This window comes from Vibrio sp. CK2-1 (assembly GCF_021726515.1).
Classification (GTDB): domain Bacteria; phylum Pseudomonadota; class Gammaproteobacteria; order Enterobacterales; family Vibrionaceae; genus Vibrio.
In genome coordinates this window covers 1-19,058 of the sequence record NZ_JAKKCJ010000003.1, presented here as the reverse complement: position 1 = coordinate 19,058, position 19,058 = coordinate 1, and the positions used below count along the sequence as shown (strand labels likewise).

Here is a 19,058-nt window from a genome sequence, read left to right as displayed (position 1 = left end):
CTTTGTGAGATTTCCTTTTGATAAAACTTTGTTCTCATTCCAACTTTAAGCGTTTGGTTTTCATGCTATTTATCCTTACTGGGATAACCGCATGTAAGCCAGATAGCCGATCAATGACCGACCTAGAAAAGATCCAAGAACGTGGTGTTTTGCGTGTTGGTACCTTAAATAATCAACTTTCTTATTTTATTGGTCCTGATGGTCAAACCGGTTTGGAGTACGAATTGGCGAAACAATTTGCCGATCAACTTGGTGTAAAACTAGAAATTAAACCAGCCTACCATCTAACTGGACTACTACCCGCCTTAGAAAACCACGAGGTTGATCTTGTCGCCGCGGGGTTGAGCCACACGCCAGAACGATTAAAAAAATTCAATGCCGGCCCTGCGTATTACTACGTCAGTCAGCAAGTGATCTATAAAAAAGGCACTTGGCGACCAAGAAACTTGCAGCAATTGCTCGACAAAAAAGGCGAACTGCATGTGGTTAAAGGCTCTCAATATGAATACACCTTACAGCAGCTTAGTAAAATCCACCCTGACTTAAAATGGACCAGTAGCGATACCGAAGATAATACAGACTTATTAAAGGATGTTTCCGAAGGGAAAATTGATTTTACGGTAGTCGATTCAGTATCACTGTCTATCACTCAAAGACTTCACCCTAACTTAGCTTTGGCGTTTGAATTAACCGATGATCAACCGATTTCATGGTTTATTCGTAAAAGCGATGATGACTCTTTATATGCGTTAATTTTAGAGTTCTTTGGTCAATTCAACCAATCAGGACAGCTAGCTAGCTTAGAAGAAAAATATTTTGGCCATATTCAAAGTTTTGACTATGTCGATACGCGTGCCTTCATTCGTTCGTTAGACAGTAAACTTCCAAAATATAAAAAGTTATTCCAAACTTATTCTAAAGAGTTTGATTGGCGTTTAATTGCCGCCTTGTCTTATCAAGAGTCACATTGGAATCCTTACGCAACATCTCCGACAGGTGTTCGTGGAATGATGATGTTAACCCAGTCGACCGCCAAAATGGTCGGTGTAGAAAATCGTCTTGACCCATCACAGTCTATTCGCGGTGGTGTTGAATATTTACGACGCGTAATTAAACGTATTCCGGATTCCATCCCTGAGCATGAAAAAATTTGGTTTGCCCTAGCCTCTTATAACGTAGGTTATGGCCATGTGATGGATGCCAGACGTATTACCGATCATGAAAAAGGTAACCCTGACTCTTGGACTGATGTAAAAGAAAGGCTGCCTAAATTACGTATTCCGGGTTATTACAAATATACTCGTTACGGCTTTGCCCGAGGTGATGAAGCTAAAAACTACGTAGAAAATATTCGTCGTTATTACCAAACGATCATTGGTTACGAAGCCGAGAATCAACCGGTCAATTCTGATGCTACTAAAGGGGATGATTTTCAAGTTATTCCACCAACAGTCAGTGAAGCAGAGCCAAGCGCCGACGAAACAACTGAATCACCACCAGCCAGCCAATTAAATAAGTAAGTAAATAAGTAAGTAAGACTAGCTAAAGTAACGAAACAAAATAGCCCCAATACTTAGTTAACGCTAATAATTGGGGCTTTTTATCATTGATAGCAAGCTAGGAAAATTAATAGTTGGAAAGAGTGATTTAGGTTGTGAAAAATGATTAGCTGGAAAAAATAAACTGTGCTACAACTGTCATTGTTACGTCACAAAATAACGATATAAAGAAGATCAATATAATAGAAAGCAAATATTAAGGAGGCATAACCATGTTCTCTAAAAAGAAAACAATGAATCGTCTTGTTCGTAATAAAGCGAACACCACTCGTAGAAAACGTATGCTAGCCAACAATAAGAAACAAGTACTATGGCGTCATCGCTCTTACGTTTTCTGGTCAGAAGTGGTTTAGTAGTACTAACTAACAACAATACTAACAATCTAAAAACTCGCTACACCGTATATCGACAAACAATTTATTGAATTTTTGTTTGTCGATAAATATCACTCCCCCGCATTTCCCTTTCTGGCCTGTTTAATCTCTTTTCGGCGACGCTTAAAAAAAGCTTGTAGCTGATGGCGACACTCTTCTTCTAATAGACCACCTTCTACTTGTGCGTAATGATAAGAAGCTTGACTTTCAAATAGATTTAAAACCGTTCCAGCTGCCCCTGCTTTTAAGTCATAAGCGCCAAAAACAATACGACCTACTCGGCTGTGTAACAAAGCCCCAGCGCACATAGGACAAGGCTCTAAGGTGACATACAAAGTGGTATCTAGCAGACGATAGTTTTGTAATGTTTGACCAGCTTGGCGCAGTGTAACAATTTCCGCATGCGCGGTGGCATCATACTCACTAATTGAAGCATTCCAACCTTCGGCAATGATCTTGCCCTCTTTGACGAGTACCGCGCCCACAGGTACTTCACCATGCTTTTCCGCGGTATCGGCAAGTTGCATAGCGCGTTGCATAAACGCTTTGTCTTGCTCACTAAAAGCAACTTGAGGGTTATCCTCACTCTCTGAACACATGTCAGTTAACTCACAGGTTACATAATCTAGCCCGATTATACCTGATCACATTTAAGATAGAGAGTTTGAAAATAAAAGGGTTGAAAAAGCGATTAAAAATCCTGCCAAGAGCCTTTTACCCAACGTGGTGGTGTAGAGCCTAATGCGGCATCAATCACATCTTCGTTATAGCTAAACTTTAAGGAGTTAAAAAACAATGCCATTTGGCCATCCATATCCAAATATTGCCCGCCAGTGAAATTAAATGAACCTTTCTGAAAGTAAGCTGCTGTATTGGCTTCTGGGTGATTATTGCCATAAACCTTCTTCAACTTGTTATCAAAAACGGTATTAGAATGGCTCAAGTCATGGTTTGCTTCTAATCCATCCCAATCTGCACTGCTAGGTTGAAAGCCATCATTAAAATGGAACAGTACCCCTTTAAAATTACCAGATCCATTCAATGAAAAAACACCGTTATGGAGAAGTAACAGCACACCGTCTGTTGCTTGTGATACTTGAGCAAGACTGGATAAACTTGCTCCCTCAATCTCACACGAACCCTCTAACCAGATGCGTGTATTTCCATTAATAACTTCTTGCTCTACTTTTTCTCCACAATCAGTAATTCGTGCTGCACTACTTCCTGCAATAGGTTGGTTTCCAGAAATAATAGAAAAATTATATTTAGAGCTATTTCTTACTTGAAGCCAATCCCCTTTCTCAACTTCAAACATGGATTCAAAAGGACTAAGACTTGTGTCTTGCATTAAGTCATTCTCATGGTGATTACTTGAAGCAGAACTACTCTTATGGTCATCAGCACAATCTTTACCATTACTCTGAAATCCACTATATGGAGACTCCGTCGTTTTTAATCCATTATTTACAATAGCTCCATTCATAGATAATTTATCTTTATACCGTATCGCAACGCATTCCCATCCATCATCGGTTTCAGTTCCAGGATCTGGTGGACTAACATCTGATGAAGCGTGCATGAACAAATCCGCCGTTGATTGAATAGCCCCCGCAATACGGTTACTACTAAAATCCATTACTTTCTGGACTATCGGTTGATTTCTTTCATCTAATGGCTGAAGTGAGTATTTTTTACTCCCTAGTGATACCACCTGTATTTCATCTAAAGATAAAGGCTGTTGGCAATCTGTTTTTAGATAGTCAGCATTAGTTAGTTCAGTTCTATTTAAATCTAACTGAGCCTTGGTAAACGCACACTCAATCGCTCCCTCCCCAGCCCACAAGGATTGCCTAGCCGCAATTTCATTTTGCACACGTTTGGATTGGAAATAAGTCGATTTGTAAGAAGCAAGCGATAGTGTTAGAGCAGCAATTAAAATTAACCCACTAAAAAGGAGGCCCACAGCCCCCTTCTGATATCTCATCATTGCAATTCCTTTGCATTAATTATTATTTTTAAGACAAAGAAATACTAATTGATATATTACTGATTTGAATTGATTTGAGATATTTACTGATAGTTACAACAATAAATTCGAGTCAGTTATCAAATTCATTATATTTGGAGATCATGGTTTTCAGCGCAACGGATTGTCGCTCGTTCCAGCGGTTACTCCAGCCAGCTTCAATCTCGATAGTTTTTAAAGCCACTCCCCCCGAAATAGGGAATGAGCCTGAAACTGTCCATTCGACAGTATATGCTCCTGAAACAAAAGAATGCGTACCTTCTGATATAGAAGAAAAAGGCTTGGTCCCATCTGTACCATTAATTGACCGTGTTCGGAAATATTCTAATTGAGACTCAGCTAAGTGAAGGGCCTTAATACTGTTTTCGGCATAATCAGCCTGCCGTTCCATATAGGTTTGCAGTTTGATTAATCCCATAATACCGACGATAAGAATGATAAAAGTGATCAACACTTCAATTAAGCTAAAGCCCTGTTGTTTAGAAATCATTCCATGATCCTTTTAGCCATTTTGGTTTAAGTAATTGACCAAGTGGGTTTTCTATTTTTGATTTATTGTATGAAAGGCTAATAGAGCCATTTATAACACCTATATTCCCAGGTGCATCGATCACTAATAATCCATCGGGAACTTTAGAACCGGCCATAAAAATGACAGGGACAATTCCGGTTTGCACATTGACCGAATCAACAAAGCTTTCACCACTAAAGCCATCCCACATATCAATATCAAAAGAAATACCGTGAATAAACTGAAAAAGAACACCATCAAAAGGAACCGAGCCAGTTGTAGCCAACAACCCATTTTCTACCACTAAAATAATGCCTTCACTGGTATCTTCATCTGCAATTGCAGAGGCGCTGCCTAAATCACAAGATCCATTCACCCAAATTAGCACCTCACTATCATTGATTGCATTTGCTATATTTTCATCACAAGTACAGGTAGCTCCAGAGCACATTGAGGAGCCATTTACCTGATAGAATTGCTGTTTAATTGAAGTATATTCATTGCGTGGAACACCAAATAACTCCTGAAATGGATCTAAATTCTCAGTAAATAAGAAATCCTCCTTAAAACTTGATTCATCAATACCATCATCCAATAATTCGTTTTGATCATTAGCCTCTGATAAGTGAGCCGGCGGTGTGCTCCCCGTCACTGTCGAAGTATATATAGCATCACAACCAATATTCGAAGTTCCCTGTGGGATACTAGTCACCCAATTACCATTAACAAAAATATTTTGAGAGTATCTCGCTGAAACACAAGAATAATTGCTTCCTAGTAACTCTATCGGTTGAGGTCGAATTGAAGAAGTGCCTTGTAAATACAAGTCGGCATTAGCCATTAATGCCCCTGTTGCTCCACTTTTAGGTACCTTTATCACTTTCGAGACTAGATAGTTACTTTCATTGGAAGTGACTATGTACAAATTTGGATGTCCAGTTACCGGTGAAATATTAATATTTGAAGAGTTATCACAATTTGAAAAGTTAATCCCGGAAATTGGTGAAGGTGAAGTTTGTACAACCTTAGCCATAACACACTCCAATCTTCCCTCACCTTTCCAATGAAGTTGCCTAGCCTCAACTTCATTCTGAGCACGCTTAGCTTGAAAGAAAACACCTTTATAACTCGCCAATGAAAGAACCAATACACTCGCAAGTAGCAGCACTGCCACCAATAATGTTGCGGCTCCTCTTTGCTTTGAAAGTAAGGAGGTAGAGCTAAAGTGATTCAACATTACTTCCAGTTCCTTTGCTTAATTTGAGTCGACATAGTTTGTGGATACGAACCATCAGACAAAGAGGCAGTTAAGGTGATGGTATAAAGTGCTGAACTGACCGTAGAACCTAAAGCCTGACTGGCGACTTCAAAATTATTTACTTTGATTCGATTTGTATCGAGAAGTGAAAATGATGGGTTAGCCGAAGTGCCACACGGGATGAAAGTTTGTGTTGTCGATACTGATTTCTCACACACTCTTAATGCTTCATCTTTATAAATAAATGCCACTTGAGTGTATAAGCTACTCCCTCCACTCAATTGAGTTTGGTATCCATAAGCTAAACTACTGGAGGTTGTTTCAATAATCGAACTTGCTCCTGATAAAATGAAACTTTGCCCGTTATTGCCATTAAAGCCCGCTCTTTGGGTATCTTCTTTAATGTAACGTAACGCTTCATTCATACTCTGCAAAACAAACAGGCGTTGAGATCTTTCAGCTGCAATCTTTTGACTCGAAAGGAAAACACCACCAACGGCGATTAAAGCAATGATTCCCATAGCGGATGCAATCATCAACTCTACAAGAGAAACACCTTTTTGGTACTTCTTTAATGCCTTAACACTCCGGATAGCCATATACATCCCCTGTCACGCTACAAATTCGCGCACTACTACGATTATGAAACTTCAACATTAAAGGTTTGGTTGAATCTACCGAGAATTGGATATTGCCATTTTGTGTTGGGCGGCCATTTACCCGGTCAAAGATCGTCGTCGTTGATGAAGCGGTAAAGTTGACGGTGATATTTTTAAAAGGCGCACCATCCAAATACGTTAACGCATTTACTTTCGCTGCATGGCGATCTGAAGGCGCGCTTGGAGAAGTATTGGTCACTAATGCCCACTCCCCTGCATAGGCTGCCCCATCTTGTACAAAGTGCAAATAAAGCTCCTGATTTCTCAATACGGCCTCTGATTTAGTTTGTCCCCAAAAGCCTTGCAGTTCCTCTGCTAACCTTTGCATTTTCGATCTTTCACTCATCCCACTAAACGATGGAACGGCCGCAGCTAACAAAACAGCTAGCACGACTAATGAAATCAGCATTTCTATTAGCGTAAACCCTCGAGCCATTCCCCAAAATCCTCTGCAACTAGTTACATCTTGATATTTCAACTTGCAGTGATGCTAGCACTTATCAAAAATGGCATAAGTCTCTAACAGGAAGTAATAGAAATGATTCGAATAAATCGATGCAAGGAAAACTGCAGCAGACAAAAAGGAATGACATTGATCGAATTATTGATCGCTGTGGCGATTATTGGTGTTTTGACCGCTATCGCCTACCCTAGCTATCAACAGCATGTGTTAAAAAGTCACCGATCTTCTGTCATGTCCGATATGATGAAAATTCAATTAGAGCTTGAGCAACATCGTACTCAGAATGGCAGTTACGATTACACCATTATTGATAGTACCGCAGGGACCTGTGATTCTAGTCTAGGCTGCCAAACCGATACTGACCGCTATAAATTCTCTATTACTTCTGGTGCCAGTGGCATTAATCTTTATGTAATTAAAGCCACCCCACAATCTGCCTTGGGACAAGATAAAGACAAATGCGGAACGCTAGAGATGAACGCGGGCTCTGTAGGAAGCGCCAAGAAAGGTGGCGTTAATGTGGATGGATGTTGGAATTGAGGAAGGTTGCTCGAGTCTCGGACGCTGCGCTGCTCGTTTTTCGATAAAGAATAAAAGCAACTCTTGAGAAATATTTATATAAGTAGTTGATCTTAAACTGAAAATCACTCTTTACCGAGCAACGAGCAGTGAAACGCCCGAAAAACTAGACTTATAAATAAACAAAGCCTCCACTATCACTAGCAGAGGCTTTGTTATTCATATCAAAATCGACGATTAGCTCGTCAGATCATCAAAGAATTTTTTCACGCCATTGAAGAAGCCATCTGATTTCGGCTTATGCTTTTGGCTTGCTTCTTCGCCACCAAAAGACTCTTCAAGTTCGCGTAATAGTTCTTTTTGACGAGAGCTTAATTTCACTGGTGTTTCGACTACTAACTTACAAATTAAGTCACCCGTTGCGCCACCACGTACTGATTTCACGCCTTTACCACGCATACGGAACATACGGCCAGTTTGCATCTCAGCAGGTACTTTAAGCTTAAAGCGACCATCTAGAGTAGGTACTTCTACTTCACCGCCCAATGCCGCTAAAGTAAAGCTTACTGGTACTTCACAATGCAAGTTATTGCCGTCACGTTCAAAGATATGGTGGTCTTTTAAGTGTACTTGTACATATAGGTCACCGGCAGGAGCTCCACGTTCACCCGCTTCACCTTCGCCGTTTAGACGAATGCGATCGCCAATATCAACACCAGCAGGGATTTTAACGTTTAATGTCTTGCTCTTATTCTTACGGCCTTCACCATGACAAGCACCACAAGGGTCTTTAATGATTTGACCACGACCATGACAAGTCGGACAGGCTTGCTGCACAGCAAAGAAGCCCTGACGCATTTGTACCTGGCCATGACCATGACAAGTGCCACAAGTTTGCGAGCTTGAACCCGCTTTAGCGCCACTACCGTCACACACTTCACACTCTGTTAGAGTTGAAATGTTAATCTCTTTTTCACAACCACGAACCGCTTCTTCAAGAGACAGTTCCATGTTGTAGCGTAAATCTGCACCACGTTGAGCACGCTGTGGACCGCCACGACGGCCGCCACCAAAGATATCGCCGAAGACATCACCAAACATGTCTTCAAAGCCGCCGCCTCCACCGAAGCCGCCACCGCCGCCCATACCACCTTGTTCAAAGGCTGCATGACCGTATTGATCGTAAGCTTGCTTCTTCTGTGGGTCCGTTAAAACTTCATACGCTTCTTTAACTTCTTTAAATTTGTCAGATGCATCCGCTTCTTGGTTGCGGTCTGGGTGATATTTCATCGCAAGACGTTTGTACGCCTTTTTAATATCGCGCTCTGATGCATCACGGCTGACACCTAATACTTCATAAAGATCACGTTTTGACATGCTCGGTTCACCAATTTTCTTTTACCAATAAGCATTGCTCATCAGTGTGTGTTTTAAACTATGAGAAGCTATATCTAGCTAGATAATCCGATATACCTTAAATAACAGCTTAGGTAGAAGTGATTATCTAGCGGGACAATACCCCAATAAATTAACCAGTATCAGATCGAAAATTGCGGGCGTGAGAGACAAACTCTAAACGCCCGCAGTTTCGTATCATTCGCCCTCAGTTAATTAAGGGCGACAGACTTAACAATAATCAGCCTCGATTATTTTTTGTCTTCGTCTTTAACTTCTTCAAACTCAGCGTCAACAACGTCATCTTCAGGTTTAGCTTGCTCGCCACCTTCAGCTTGTTGTGCTTGAGCTTTCTGCTGAGCAATTTCCATCAGTTTTTGAGCCGCTGCTGCTAACTCTTGAACTTTAGTGTCGATTGCTTCTTTATCATCGCCAGACTTCACTGATTCAAGCGCTGCAATTGCTGCTTCAATTTTCTCTTTCTCTTCAGCTGGAAGTGCATCGCCTGCTTCTTCCATTTGCTTACGAGTACCGTGGATCATTTGGTCAGCTTGGTTACGAGTCGTTACTAACTCTTCGAACTTTTTGTCCGCTTCTTTGTTAGCTTCGGCTTCTTGTACCATTTTCTCGATTTCTTCATCTGATAAACCACCAGATGCTTGGATCGTGATTTTTTGCTCTTTACCTGTCGCTTTATCTTTAGCAGAAACGTTCAAGATACCATCCGCATCTAGGTCAAACGTTACTTCGATTTGTGGCATGCCACGTGGCGCAGGGTTAATGCCTTCTAGGTTAAATTGACCTAGAGACTTGTTGTAAGTCGCTTGCTTACGCTCACCTTGTAGTACGTGAATCGTTACTGCGCTTTGGTTGTCTTCTGCTGTTGAGAATACTTGATTCGCTTTTGTTGGAATCGTGGTATTTTTCTCAATTAGCTTCGTCATAACACCACCCATCGTTTCGATACCGAAAGATAGAGGCGTTACGTCTAGTAAAAGAACGTCTTTCACGTCACCCGCAAGAACACCACCTTGAACCGCAGCACCAATTGCTACTGCTTCATCAGGGTTCACGTCTTTACGTGCTTCTTTACCAAAGAATTCAGCAACTTTCTTCTGAACCATTGGCATACGTGTTTGACCACCAACTAGGATAACGTCAGTAATTTCGCTTACTGATAGGTCAGCATCTGCTAGAGCAACTTTTAGCGGCTCAAGAGAACGTTGAACTAGGTCTTCAACTAGAGATTCTAGTTTAGAACGAGTTACTTTTACGTTCATGTGCTTAGGACCAGTCGCATCCGCTGTCACGTATGGAAGGTTCACGTCTGTTTGTTGTGCAGAAGATAGTTCAATCTTCGCTTTCTCAGCCGCTTCTTTCACACGTTGCATCGCAAGTGGATCGTTTTTCAGGTTAATGCCTTGCTCGTTTTGGAACTCAGATACTAAGTAGTTGATCAAACGAGTATCAAAGTCTTCACCACCTAGGTGAGTATCACCGTTAGTTGCTAGTACTTCGAAAGTTTGCTCGCCTTCGTGATCATCAATTTCGATAATAGAGATATCGAATGTACCACCACCAAGGTCATAAACTGCGATAGTGCGATCGCCGCCTTTCTTATCAAGACCGTAAGCAAGTGCAGCTGCTGTTGGTTCGTTAATAATACGCTTCACTTCAAGACCTGCGATACGGCCAGCATCTTTTGTTGCTTGACGTTGTGCATCGTTGAAGTAAGCCGGCACAGTAATAACCGCAGCAGTTACCGCTTCGCCTAAGTAGTCTTCAGCGGTTTTTTTCATTTTCTTCAAGATTTCAGCAGAAACCTGAGGAGCTGCCATTTTTTGGCCTTTCGCTTCAACCCAAGCATCACCGTTGTCAGCCTTAACAATTTTATAAGGCATGATTTCGATATCACGCTGAACTTCTTCGTCTTCAAAACGACGACCGATCAAACGTTTGATTGCGAACAATGTATTTTCAGGGTTAGTTACCGCTTGGCGTTTTGCAGGTTGACCTACTAATGTTTCGCCATCTGTGTAAGCTACTACTGATGCTGTTGTGCGTTCGCCTTCAGCATTTTCAATTACGCGTGGTTTGTCGCCGTCTAATACCGCAACACATGAGTTAGTTGTACCTAAATCAATACCAATGATTCTACCCATTTGACATTCTCCAAAGAATTTCAGTTATTCAGTTTTTGCTATACCCAGCTTTTGATAACAAATAGATGGGGGCTCAGAATTGGGATTCAACCCTGTAAGCTAATTTGTTTTGCATTTCGCATTACGTGTTTCTGTATGCACAATAGATAAGGGCGGCAAAATGCTTTTCAAGGGGAAAAATAAAAAAATGCCGAGTTTTTTATACTCGGCACTTAGTTTTAATTAAATTGTTGATGCTAGGTTACTAGCGCAAGATTACTTAGCAGCCATTACTTAGCAACCATCACCATGGCAGGACGAATCACTCGACCATTTAATTGATAGCCTTTTTGCATCACGATCATCACAGTGTTTGATTCATGATCTGGGCTTTCTTGAATGCCAATCGCTTGGTGTAGTTCAGGATTAAACGCTTCACCTTCAGGATTAATGGCCTCTAAACCAAATTTAGCAACCGTATCAACGAAAGATTTGTGCGTCATATCAACACCTTCAAGAATCGGCTTAACTGCTTCATCTTCAGGGTTTGCTGCTTGTAGAGCACGCTCTAGGTTATCAATCACTGGCAATAATTCTTCAGCGAACTTATTCAATGCGTACTTACGAGCCTTATCAATTTCTTGCTCGCTACGACGGCGCATGTTTTCAACTTCCGCTTTAGCGCGAAGTACTGAATCTTGCTGCTCTTTAATTTGAGCTTCCGCAGCATTTAACGCCGCTTCTAATTCGATAACACGAGAAGCTTCTTGCTCTACTTGTTCAATTTCGTCATTCCAATCGATATCGCCTTCGCCACCAATGGTTTGAGCGTCATCTGTATTAACATCATCTTCAACAAGTTCTTGCTCAACTTGTACATCTTCCGATTTTAGCTCTTCATCTTGCGGTTTGTTATGTTCTGTAGTCATGATATCTCCAAGAATATATTCAACACCATGCGCTTGTCCTAACGGAATAGGCACAAAATACTCGCATAGTCGTTCCACTTGCCTTTATTATGGGGATGAAGATTTATGATTCAAGCGTAGAGTGCGTTTATCTTTCACTATGCTTAATAAATATGCCTGATAAAATACCAAGAAAACCTTATCGCCCCTTTTCACAATAGAGTTGATACCTATGCAGAAGCCTTTTAACGTTATTGCCATTATTGGTAAGCCTCGCGACCATAAAGCTGTGCAAACGCATAAAGAGCTTTTTCATTGGCTGATAGAACAAAACTACACCGTATTAATAGATGATCGCTTGATCGATATTTTAGATGACCTTCCAAGAGATGTGTTTTCCAGCTTACTCAACATTGGTCAACAAGCCGATTTAGCGATTGTGGTTGGCGGTGATGGCAATATGCTCGGTGCGGCGCGTATTTTATCTCGCTTTGATATTTCAGTCATCGGGGTTAACCGCGGTAGCCTAGGTTTCTTGACCGATCTCAATCCTGAAGATTTTCACGACGCACTACTCAAAGTACTTAAAGGCGAATACCTAGTTGAAGAACGTTTCTTATTAGAGGCGGAAGTGCATCGTAGTGGGCATGTAAAAAGTCATAACTCTGCGTTAAATGAAGTGGTTCTGCACCCAGGTAAAATCGCTCATATGATTGAATTTGAAGTCTACATTGATGACCGATTTGCTTTCTCACAACGCTCCGATGGTTTAATCGTCTCAACGCCAACGGGCTCAACAGCTTATTCACTATCTGGCGGAGGGCCAATTTTATCTCCTAGTTTGAATGCGATTTCATTAGTTCCAATGTTCCCACACACCTTATCTAGCCGCCCGCTTGTAGTTGATGGCAAGCGTAAAATAAAACTGGTGGTATCTCCTGATAATCGAGGCACTCAAGAAGTCAGTTGTGACGGCCAAATATCACTGCCAGTGTCACCTGGCGATGAAATTCAAATCTTCCAAAGCCCAAGTATTTTAAAGCTAATTCACCCTGAAGATTACAGCTACTACCATGTATTGCGTCATAAGCTAGGTTGGTCGAGTAAATTATTTTAATCCCAGCTTTCTGGCTCGCGACTAGATAACAGATAGCTATGCCTATACACAAAGTAATTGGAGTTGCAGTGAGGCGACAAGTGAATGAGACCTCATGAGCATAGCTCGTCTATGTGATTGAGGCGAATGAACGCCGTCAACAAAGCTGCGGCTTCAAGTACGAAGGGTATATGAAAATGCTCAGATGATTCCTGTGATCACCTGAGCATTTTTATATCTAGCTGACCGCAAGATGCAAAATTCACACAAAAAAACTTTACTGTATAAAAAGCCAGTATATACTGTTTTTACATACAGTGATTTGTTTTATCTTTTTTCGAGGTGGATTTATGCTCTCCCATTTAAGTATTAATAATTTTGCAATTGTTAAGTCTTTACAGCTAGAGCTTTTCAAAGGAATGACAACCATTACCGGTGAAACAGGTGCTGGTAAATCTATTGCAATTGATGCGCTGAGCCTTTGTTTAGGCGGCCGTGCTGATAGCAATATGGTACGTCCTGGTGAGGAAAAAACCGACATCACCGCCTCCTTTATCCTAGACAACAACATAAATGCCACTCGATGGTTAGAAGACAATGAATTACTGGATGGTGAAGAATGCATTATTCGTCGCATCATCACTAATGAAGGTCGCTCTCGTGCGTTTATCAATGGCAATCCAGTGCCACTGTCACAATTAAAATCACTAGGACAAAACTTAGTCAATATTCATGGGCAGCACGCTCATCACCTACTGATGAAGCCTGAACACCAATTAACCTTGCTAGACCAATACGCCGGCCACCAGCAACTGATCCAAGCAAGTAAAAAGCATTATTCAGATTGGCGTCAACTACGAAACCAACTTAAGAATCTGCGCGCTAATAGCCAAGAAAATTTAGCTCAAAAGCAATTGCTTGAATATCAAGTGAAAGAGTTGGACGAGTTAGCATTATCTGAAAACGAATTTGAAGATCTCGAACAAGAACATAAAGTCCTTTCAAGCAGTGGACAGATTGCGGTGATTTGCCAACAAGCAATCAATGAACTGTATGAAGGCGAAGAAGTGAATGCGCTTAGCCTACTTCATTCTGTCAGTCATTCACTCAACGAGCTTGCAGAATTAGATCCATCATTGGCTCACCTGCCGAATCTATTATCGGAAGCCATGATCCAACTAGAAGAAACCAACTCAGAATTAAGACATTACTCCGATAACATCGATGTCGATCCCGCGCGAATAGCCGAAGTCGAAGAACGTTTCAGCAAAGTAATGACTACCGCGCGCAAACATCACGTTCGTCCAGAAGAGTTATATCAATATCATCAAGAAGTAAAAGCGCAAATTGAAGCGCTCGATTGTTCTGATGAAAAGTTCGAGCAATTAGAAAAAGATGTCGATGATAAATATCAAACCTTTTTAACCGCCGCAGAAAAGCTGAGTAAAAGCCGTAGCCGCTATGCAAAAGAGCTAAATAAACTGATCTCTCAAAGTATGCATGAGCTAAGCATGGAAAAAGCGCAATTCTGTATTGATGTGATTAAAGATGAAAAACATGCTGCGCCATTAGGCATAGATCAAATCAATTTCTTAGTTTCAACTAATCCTGGCCAGCCATTACAAGCGTTAGCCAAAGTTGCTTCTGGTGGTGAACTGTCACGAATTTCATTAGCGATTCAAGTTATCACGGCGCAAAAAGTTCAAACACCAAGCCTAATATTTGATGAAGTGGATGTCGGTATCAGTGGCCCAACGGCAAGTGTTGTCGGAAGAATGTTACGTAAGCTAGGTGAGTCTACTCAGGTACTTTGTGTCACCCACTTACCGCAAGTAGCCGGCAGTGGTCATCAGCAATTATTTGTCGCGAAACAAGCAAAAGCTGGAAAAACGGAAACTCGAATCCATCAATTAGATGAAAATCAGCGCATTGATGAACTGGCTCGTTTACTTGGCGGTAGCACAATTACTGATTCAACTAAAGCGAATGCCAAAGAATTGTTAGTTGCGGCTTAGGGCTCGGACTCGGACTCGGACTCGGACTCGGACTCGGACTCGGAAAATAACCGAGCATTTATATTAACTTTGCAACTAAACTCTAAGTTTTCTGTCTTAATTTGCATGTTTAACACTACGGGCTTTTACTTCTTCGCTTGGCTTGTTTATCATCGAGCAAGATTTTCGCCTTTAACTCAAAGAAACCACTATGCATTTTAAAAAGTGGATACTCATTATCCCTTTCGCTTTAACGATATTATCCGGCTGTAGCGTACTTGAACGCTTGGTTTATCGCATCGATATTGCTCAAGGTAACTACATAGAGCAGCCAGATGTCGACAAACTTCGTATTGGCATGACCAAAGAACAGGTTCAGTTTGTTCTAGGCTCTCCAATGTTAGTTGAAAATGGTTACCCTGATACTTGGTACTATATTTACCATTTCACTCACGGCCATGACGATTCTGTTCAGAAAAACTTTATTGTGAAGTTTGATCCTCAAACTCAAGCATTAACCGAAGCGTCGGGTGATTTTGACTTAAGCCCAGATTTCAATACTCCGTTAAATTAATAACGAGTAGCTCATAAACGCAAAATGGCCTATCAAGTAGATATTAAGATCTCACTTGATAGGCCATTTTTTATCGTTCTAAAAACCAATAACCTTCACTTAAACTCAATCAATTAAGCTTTCTTCTTGGCTTGTTCCGCTTTTGCTTGCTCTGCGCGCTTGCGGCGAATTTCTTTTGGATCCGCCAATAACGGTCGGTAAATTTCAATGCGATCTTTATCGCGCACCGTCGAATCTAGTTTTACATTTCGACTAAACACACCCACTTTATTCTTCGCTAAATCTATCTCAGGGTAATTAGCCAAAACGCCAGACTGTTCAATAATCTCTTGAACGGTTAAGTCTTCTGATACCGCAAGTTCAAACACTTTTTGCTCATGCGGCAGTGCATATACTACCTCAACATGGATCAGTGAATTAGCACTTGTTTGCTCTGTCATTGTTTGTCACCTGTATGGCTACTCGCCAATCAATTGTTGTACATTTGCTTTGCGCGTTGAGTAAAAGAGTTCACCATATTGTTAGTCAGTTCATTGAAAACTTTACCAAAAGCCATTTCAATCAGTTTGTTAGTAAACTCGAACGACAAGCTAAACTCAATCTTACAAGCAAAGTCATCTAGCGGGGTAAACACCCAAAATCCGGTTAAGGACTTGAAAGGGCCATCCACTAACTCCAAATTAATCCTACGGCCAGGTTCCATTGTATTCGAAGTGGTAAAGGTTTTTTTAATCCCGGCTTTTGAAACATCGACCGAGGCAACCAAAGCGGTATCGGTATACTCAATCAGCTTGGAGCCTGAACATCCTGGTAAAAATTCAGGGTACTTTTCAACATCATTGACCAAATCATACATTTGCTGAGCACTAAACGAGACTAATGCTGAACGATTAACCTGAGGCATACTTCTTCCTAATTTGAGCCATGAAGCAAATTCTCGAAAATAAACAAAATATTACCAAGAATTAGAACAAAAGGATTCGCCAAAATAAAAGCAATCCGTATAATGAGGCCATTATGGCAAAGAAAAAATCAAAATCAAAAGCCGGTAGTAATACTATCGCTCTTAACAAGCAAGCTCGACACGAATATTTCGTCGATGATGAAATAGAAGTTGGTCTTGAGCTGCAAGGTTGGGAAGTCAAATCTTTACGTCAAGGTAAAGCCAATATCGCAGAAAGTTACGTCTTTCTTCGCGACGGTGAAGCGTTCCTAAGTGGCGCGTCAATCATACCACTTCAACAAGCTTCTACCCACATTGTTGCTAACCCAACTCGTGTTCGTAAGTTATTACTTAACCGCCGTGAACTCGATAACCTATTTGGCCGCGTAAACCGCGAAGGCATGACATTGATTGCCCTATCGCTCTACTGGTCAAAATCTTGGGTTAAGATGAAAATCGGGGTGGCGAAAGGTAAGAAACTTCACGACAAGCGTGATGATAAAAAGAACCAAGATTGGCAGCGTGATAAAGCTCGAATTATGAAGAGTAGCTTACGCTAACATTCCGTTTTTAAGTAACAAATATCAAGTGAGTTAATGTTAACCACTTAAACGCAAGTCGCTAGACTCTTAAAGGTTTTATGTTACTATGCGTTTGAAGTATCGATTATCACAATACTTGATAAAGATACAAAGCGTGAAAGCGCTAGTTTGAGATTTTGATGAGTAGTTCAAAATCAATCAAACAACCTTGGGGCTGATTCAGGATTCGACGGGAATTTGTAAGTCTGAGGTGCATGTCGTGGGGCGGTTGGCCACGTAAAAAGCCGCAAAAAAATAGTCGCAAACGACGAAAACTACGCACTAGCAGCTTAATAACCTGCTGAGAGCCTTTCTGCCCTAGCTTCCGTTTGTAAGACGGGGAATAACAGAGAGTCAAACCCAAACAAACTCGTGTGGAGTCTCCCGCCTGAGAGACAAAGCATTAAAAATAATTCAGGATAGCCATCAACTAGCGTGTCGGTTCGCAGGTCGGTGGTGAAATTAAAGATCGACTAAGCATGTAGTACCAATGATGGATGATTTTCGGACGCGGGTTCAAATCCCGCCAGCTCCACCAATTCAACATTTAAAGACGTCCTAGGGCGTCTTTTTTTGTGCCTCAAAAACATAAAATCAATAACTTAGCGTCTTTTAAGTTCTATTAATGTCTTTTAACATCTTTGCATTATAGGTACATCACAGGGTACACTACTTTTAATGTACCTAACTGGTGTACCCATTATGGCAAAAATAACTACTAGGCTTTCAGATAAAGAAATCAAAGCTGCAAAACCTGAGTCTAAAGAATACAATCTATTTGATGGTGATGGCCTTCGTTTACGCGTGAAACCTAACGGCTCAAAACTGTGGTTACTAAATTATAAACATCCCCATACATCCAAAAGAACTAATCTAGGCTTAGGTAAGTATCCTGAGGTTAGTCTTGCTCAGGCACGTAAAAGCATACTTTTATCTAAAGAGCTGATCGCTCAAGGTATTGACCCACAAGAAGACAAAAAGAAAAAGCAACAAGCTTATAAAGAGGTTCATGAGCATGTCTTTGAAAAAATTGCTCAAGACTGGTTTGAAATAAAAAAAGACTCTGTTACTCCTGATTATGCAGAAGATATCTGGCGTTCTCTTGTGCTACACGTTTTTCCTAAGCTGGCTAATACTCCAATAAAAGAAATCACAGCCCCATTAGTCATTGATTTATTACGCCCTATTGAAGCAAAAGGTAATCTTGAAACAGTAAAAAGAGTTGCTCAACGGTTAAATGAAGTAATGAACTATGCAACTAACTGTGGCCTAGTTTCTGCAAACCCATTAACTGGGATTAAAGCTGCATTTAAAAAGCCGAAAAAAGTAAATATGGCCGCTCTATCTCCGGACGAGTTACCAGAACTAATGAGTGCACTTGCCACCTCTAGTATTAAAAAGACAACTCGCTGTTTAGCAGAGTGGCAACTCCATACAATGACTCGTCCATCTGAAGCGTCTGGTGCTCGATGGGATGAAATTGATCTAGAAAATAAAATCTGGACAATTCCACCAGAGCGCATGAAAAAGCGTAGAGAACACCGAATCCCACTTACAGATCAAATGTTACTGATCTTAGAAGTAATGAAGCCGATTAGTCAGCATAGAGAGCATGTATTCCCATCTGATCGTGCCCCTAAAAAGCCTAGCAATAATCAAACTGTAAATATGGCACTAAAACGAATGGGATTCACAGGTAGATTAGTTAGTCATGGTATGCGCTCAATTGCGAGTACAACTCTAAATGAACAGGGCTTCGAATCCGACCTTATTGAAGCTGCATTGGCTCATGTTGATGATAGCCAGGTACGTGCCGCTTACAACCGTACAGACTATCTAGAACGGCGTAGGCCAATGATGTGCTGGTGGAGTAGCCACATTGAACAAGCATCTAGAGGGAGCTTATCTGTAACAGGAATGAAGCAATTTAAAGTATCCGCGCCATGAACCCACGGGGCGATATTGTTAGTGTTTGAAGTTCCAAGGCAGGAGTGCATCGATATCAGGTTCCGCTTTCGCTAACTCCTGCATGCACTTGACCATGTAGTCGTAAACGA

The 19,058-nt window shown here is 41.1% G+C and carries 19 protein-coding genes and 1 other RNA gene; 9 read left to right on the top strand and 11 right to left on the bottom strand.

All coding sequences use genetic code 11. The annotated features are described in order from the left end of the window. Positions 1 to 17: 17 nt before the first annotated feature. Both mltF and L3V25_RS08750 read left to right on the top strand, forming a co-directional pair. Positions 18 to 1,520: a membrane-bound lytic murein transglycosylase MltF gene (mltF, locus tag L3V25_RS08755; protein WP_267135459.1), complete on the top strand. Its 1,503-nt coding sequence runs from the start codon at positions 18 to 20 to the stop codon at positions 1,518 to 1,520. Positions 1,521 to 1,771: 251 nt separating this feature from the next. Further along, positions 1,772 to 1,912: a hypothetical protein gene (locus L3V25_RS08750; RefSeq protein ID WP_160117486.1), complete on the top strand. Its 141-nt coding sequence runs from the start codon at positions 1,772 to 1,774 to the stop codon at positions 1,910 to 1,912. A 92-nt stretch (positions 1,913 to 2,004) separates the two neighbouring features. Here the strand turns inward: L3V25_RS08750 and tadA are convergent, their stop codons facing one another. The 6 genes from tadA to L3V25_RS08720 all read right to left on the bottom strand — a co-directional run bounded on the left by tadA (position 2,005) and on the right by L3V25_RS08720 (position 6,823). Then, on the bottom strand, positions 2,005 to 2,532 hold the full coding sequence (gene tadA / locus L3V25_RS08745) for a tRNA adenosine(34) deaminase TadA (protein WP_237295014.1): 528 nt from the start codon (positions 2,530 to 2,532) through the stop codon (positions 2,005 to 2,007). Positions 2,533 to 2,624: 92 nt separating this feature from the next. Further along, on the bottom strand, positions 2,625 to 3,920 hold the full coding sequence (locus tag L3V25_RS08740; protein ID WP_237295013.1) for a hypothetical protein: 1,296 nt from the start codon (positions 3,918 to 3,920) through the stop codon (positions 2,625 to 2,627). 112 nt (positions 3,921 to 4,032) lie between these two features. After that, entirely contained in the window at positions 4,033 to 4,449 is a 417-nt protein-coding gene (locus L3V25_RS08735; protein ID WP_237295012.1) for a prepilin-type N-terminal cleavage/methylation domain-containing protein, read from the bottom strand. After that, the gene (locus tag L3V25_RS08730) at positions 4,439 to 5,707 is read right to left on the bottom strand and encodes a hypothetical protein (protein WP_237295011.1); all 1,269 of its coding nucleotides are present in this window, start codon (positions 5,705 to 5,707) and stop codon (positions 4,439 to 4,441) included. Before L3V25_RS08730 ends, L3V25_RS08735 begins: the two co-directional genes overlap by 11 nt. Beyond that, positions 5,707 to 6,327: a hypothetical protein gene (locus L3V25_RS08725; RefSeq protein WP_237295010.1), complete on the bottom strand. Its 621-nt coding sequence runs from the start codon at positions 6,325 to 6,327 to the stop codon at positions 5,707 to 5,709. Before L3V25_RS08725 ends, L3V25_RS08730 begins: the two co-directional genes overlap by 1 nt. After that, entirely contained in the window at positions 6,308 to 6,823 is a 516-nt protein-coding gene (locus L3V25_RS08720; RefSeq protein ID WP_237295009.1) for a GspH/FimT family pseudopilin, read from the bottom strand. The genes L3V25_RS08725 and L3V25_RS08720 overlap by 20 nt, the downstream gene beginning before the upstream one ends. Positions 6,824 to 6,925: 102 nt before the next feature. Here L3V25_RS08720 and L3V25_RS08715 point away from each other — a divergent pair, with 102 nt between their 5' ends. Continuing rightward, a complete protein-coding gene (locus L3V25_RS08715) occupies positions 6,926 to 7,390 on the top strand; it encodes a type IV pilin protein (RefSeq protein ID WP_267135458.1) in 465 nt (154 codons plus the stop codon). Between the two features lie 216 nt (positions 7,391 to 7,606). Here the strand turns inward: L3V25_RS08715 and dnaJ are convergent, their stop codons facing one another. The 3 genes from dnaJ to grpE all read right to left on the bottom strand — a co-directional run bounded on the left by dnaJ (position 7,607) and on the right by grpE (position 11,834). Then, positions 7,607 to 8,746: a molecular chaperone DnaJ gene (gene dnaJ / locus L3V25_RS08710; RefSeq protein ID WP_237295007.1), complete on the bottom strand. Its 1,140-nt coding sequence runs from the start codon at positions 8,744 to 8,746 to the stop codon at positions 7,607 to 7,609. A gap of 269 nt (positions 8,747 to 9,015) precedes the next feature. After that, positions 9,016 to 10,926 carry a molecular chaperone DnaK gene (gene dnaK / locus L3V25_RS08705; RefSeq protein ID WP_237295006.1) on the bottom strand — a complete coding sequence of 637 codons (1,911 nt, stop codon included), beginning with the start codon at positions 10,924 to 10,926 and terminating at the stop codon, positions 9,016 to 9,018. 269 nt (positions 10,927 to 11,195) lie between these two features. After that, on the bottom strand, positions 11,196 to 11,834 hold the full coding sequence (gene grpE / locus L3V25_RS08700; RefSeq protein WP_237295005.1) for a nucleotide exchange factor GrpE: 639 nt from the start codon (positions 11,832 to 11,834) through the stop codon (positions 11,196 to 11,198). Between the two features lie 211 nt (positions 11,835 to 12,045). Between grpE and nadK the strand changes: the two genes are divergently transcribed. From nadK to bamE, 3 genes are all read left to right on the top strand, one after another. After that, positions 12,046 to 12,930 (top strand): NAD(+) kinase, encoded by an 885-nt coding sequence (nadK, locus tag L3V25_RS08695; protein WP_237295004.1) that lies wholly within the window; start codon positions 12,046 to 12,048, stop codon positions 12,928 to 12,930. A gap of 329 nt (positions 12,931 to 13,259) precedes the next feature. Next, the gene (gene recN, locus L3V25_RS08690) at positions 13,260 to 14,924 is read left to right on the top strand and encodes a DNA repair protein RecN (RefSeq protein ID WP_237295003.1); all 1,665 of its coding nucleotides are present in this window, start codon (positions 13,260 to 13,262) and stop codon (positions 14,922 to 14,924) included. Positions 14,925 to 15,114: 190 nt separating this feature from the next. Then, on the top strand, positions 15,115 to 15,477 hold the full coding sequence (gene bamE / locus L3V25_RS08685) for an outer membrane protein assembly factor BamE (RefSeq protein ID WP_237295002.1): 363 nt from the start codon (positions 15,115 to 15,117) through the stop codon (positions 15,475 to 15,477). Positions 15,478 to 15,590: 113 nt separating this feature from the next. Here bamE and L3V25_RS08680 read toward each other — a convergent pair whose 3' ends face one another. Next, positions 15,591 to 15,917 (bottom strand): RnfH family protein, encoded by a 327-nt coding sequence (locus tag L3V25_RS08680; RefSeq protein ID WP_237295001.1) that lies wholly within the window; start codon positions 15,915 to 15,917, stop codon positions 15,591 to 15,593. 29 nt (positions 15,918 to 15,946) lie between these two features. Then, a complete protein-coding gene (locus L3V25_RS08675; protein WP_237295000.1) occupies positions 15,947 to 16,381 on the bottom strand; it encodes an SRPBCC family protein in 435 nt (144 codons plus the stop codon). A 113-nt stretch (positions 16,382 to 16,494) separates the two neighbouring features. Here L3V25_RS08675 and smpB point away from each other — a divergent pair, with 113 nt between their 5' ends. The 3 genes from smpB to L3V25_RS08660 all read left to right on the top strand — a co-directional run bounded on the left by smpB (position 16,495) and on the right by L3V25_RS08660 (position 18,948). After that, positions 16,495 to 16,980 (top strand): SsrA-binding protein SmpB, encoded by a 486-nt coding sequence (gene smpB, locus L3V25_RS08670; RefSeq protein WP_027696831.1) that lies wholly within the window; start codon positions 16,495 to 16,497, stop codon positions 16,978 to 16,980. Between the two features lie 192 nt (positions 16,981 to 17,172). Next, positions 17,173 to 17,539, top strand: a transfer-messenger RNA (tmRNA) gene (gene ssrA / locus L3V25_RS08665). 164 nt (positions 17,540 to 17,703) lie between these two features. Further along, positions 17,704 to 18,948 (top strand): integrase domain-containing protein, encoded by a 1,245-nt coding sequence (locus L3V25_RS08660; RefSeq protein ID WP_237294999.1) that lies wholly within the window; start codon positions 17,704 to 17,706, stop codon positions 18,946 to 18,948. Positions 18,949 to 19,058 lie beyond the last annotated feature (110 nt).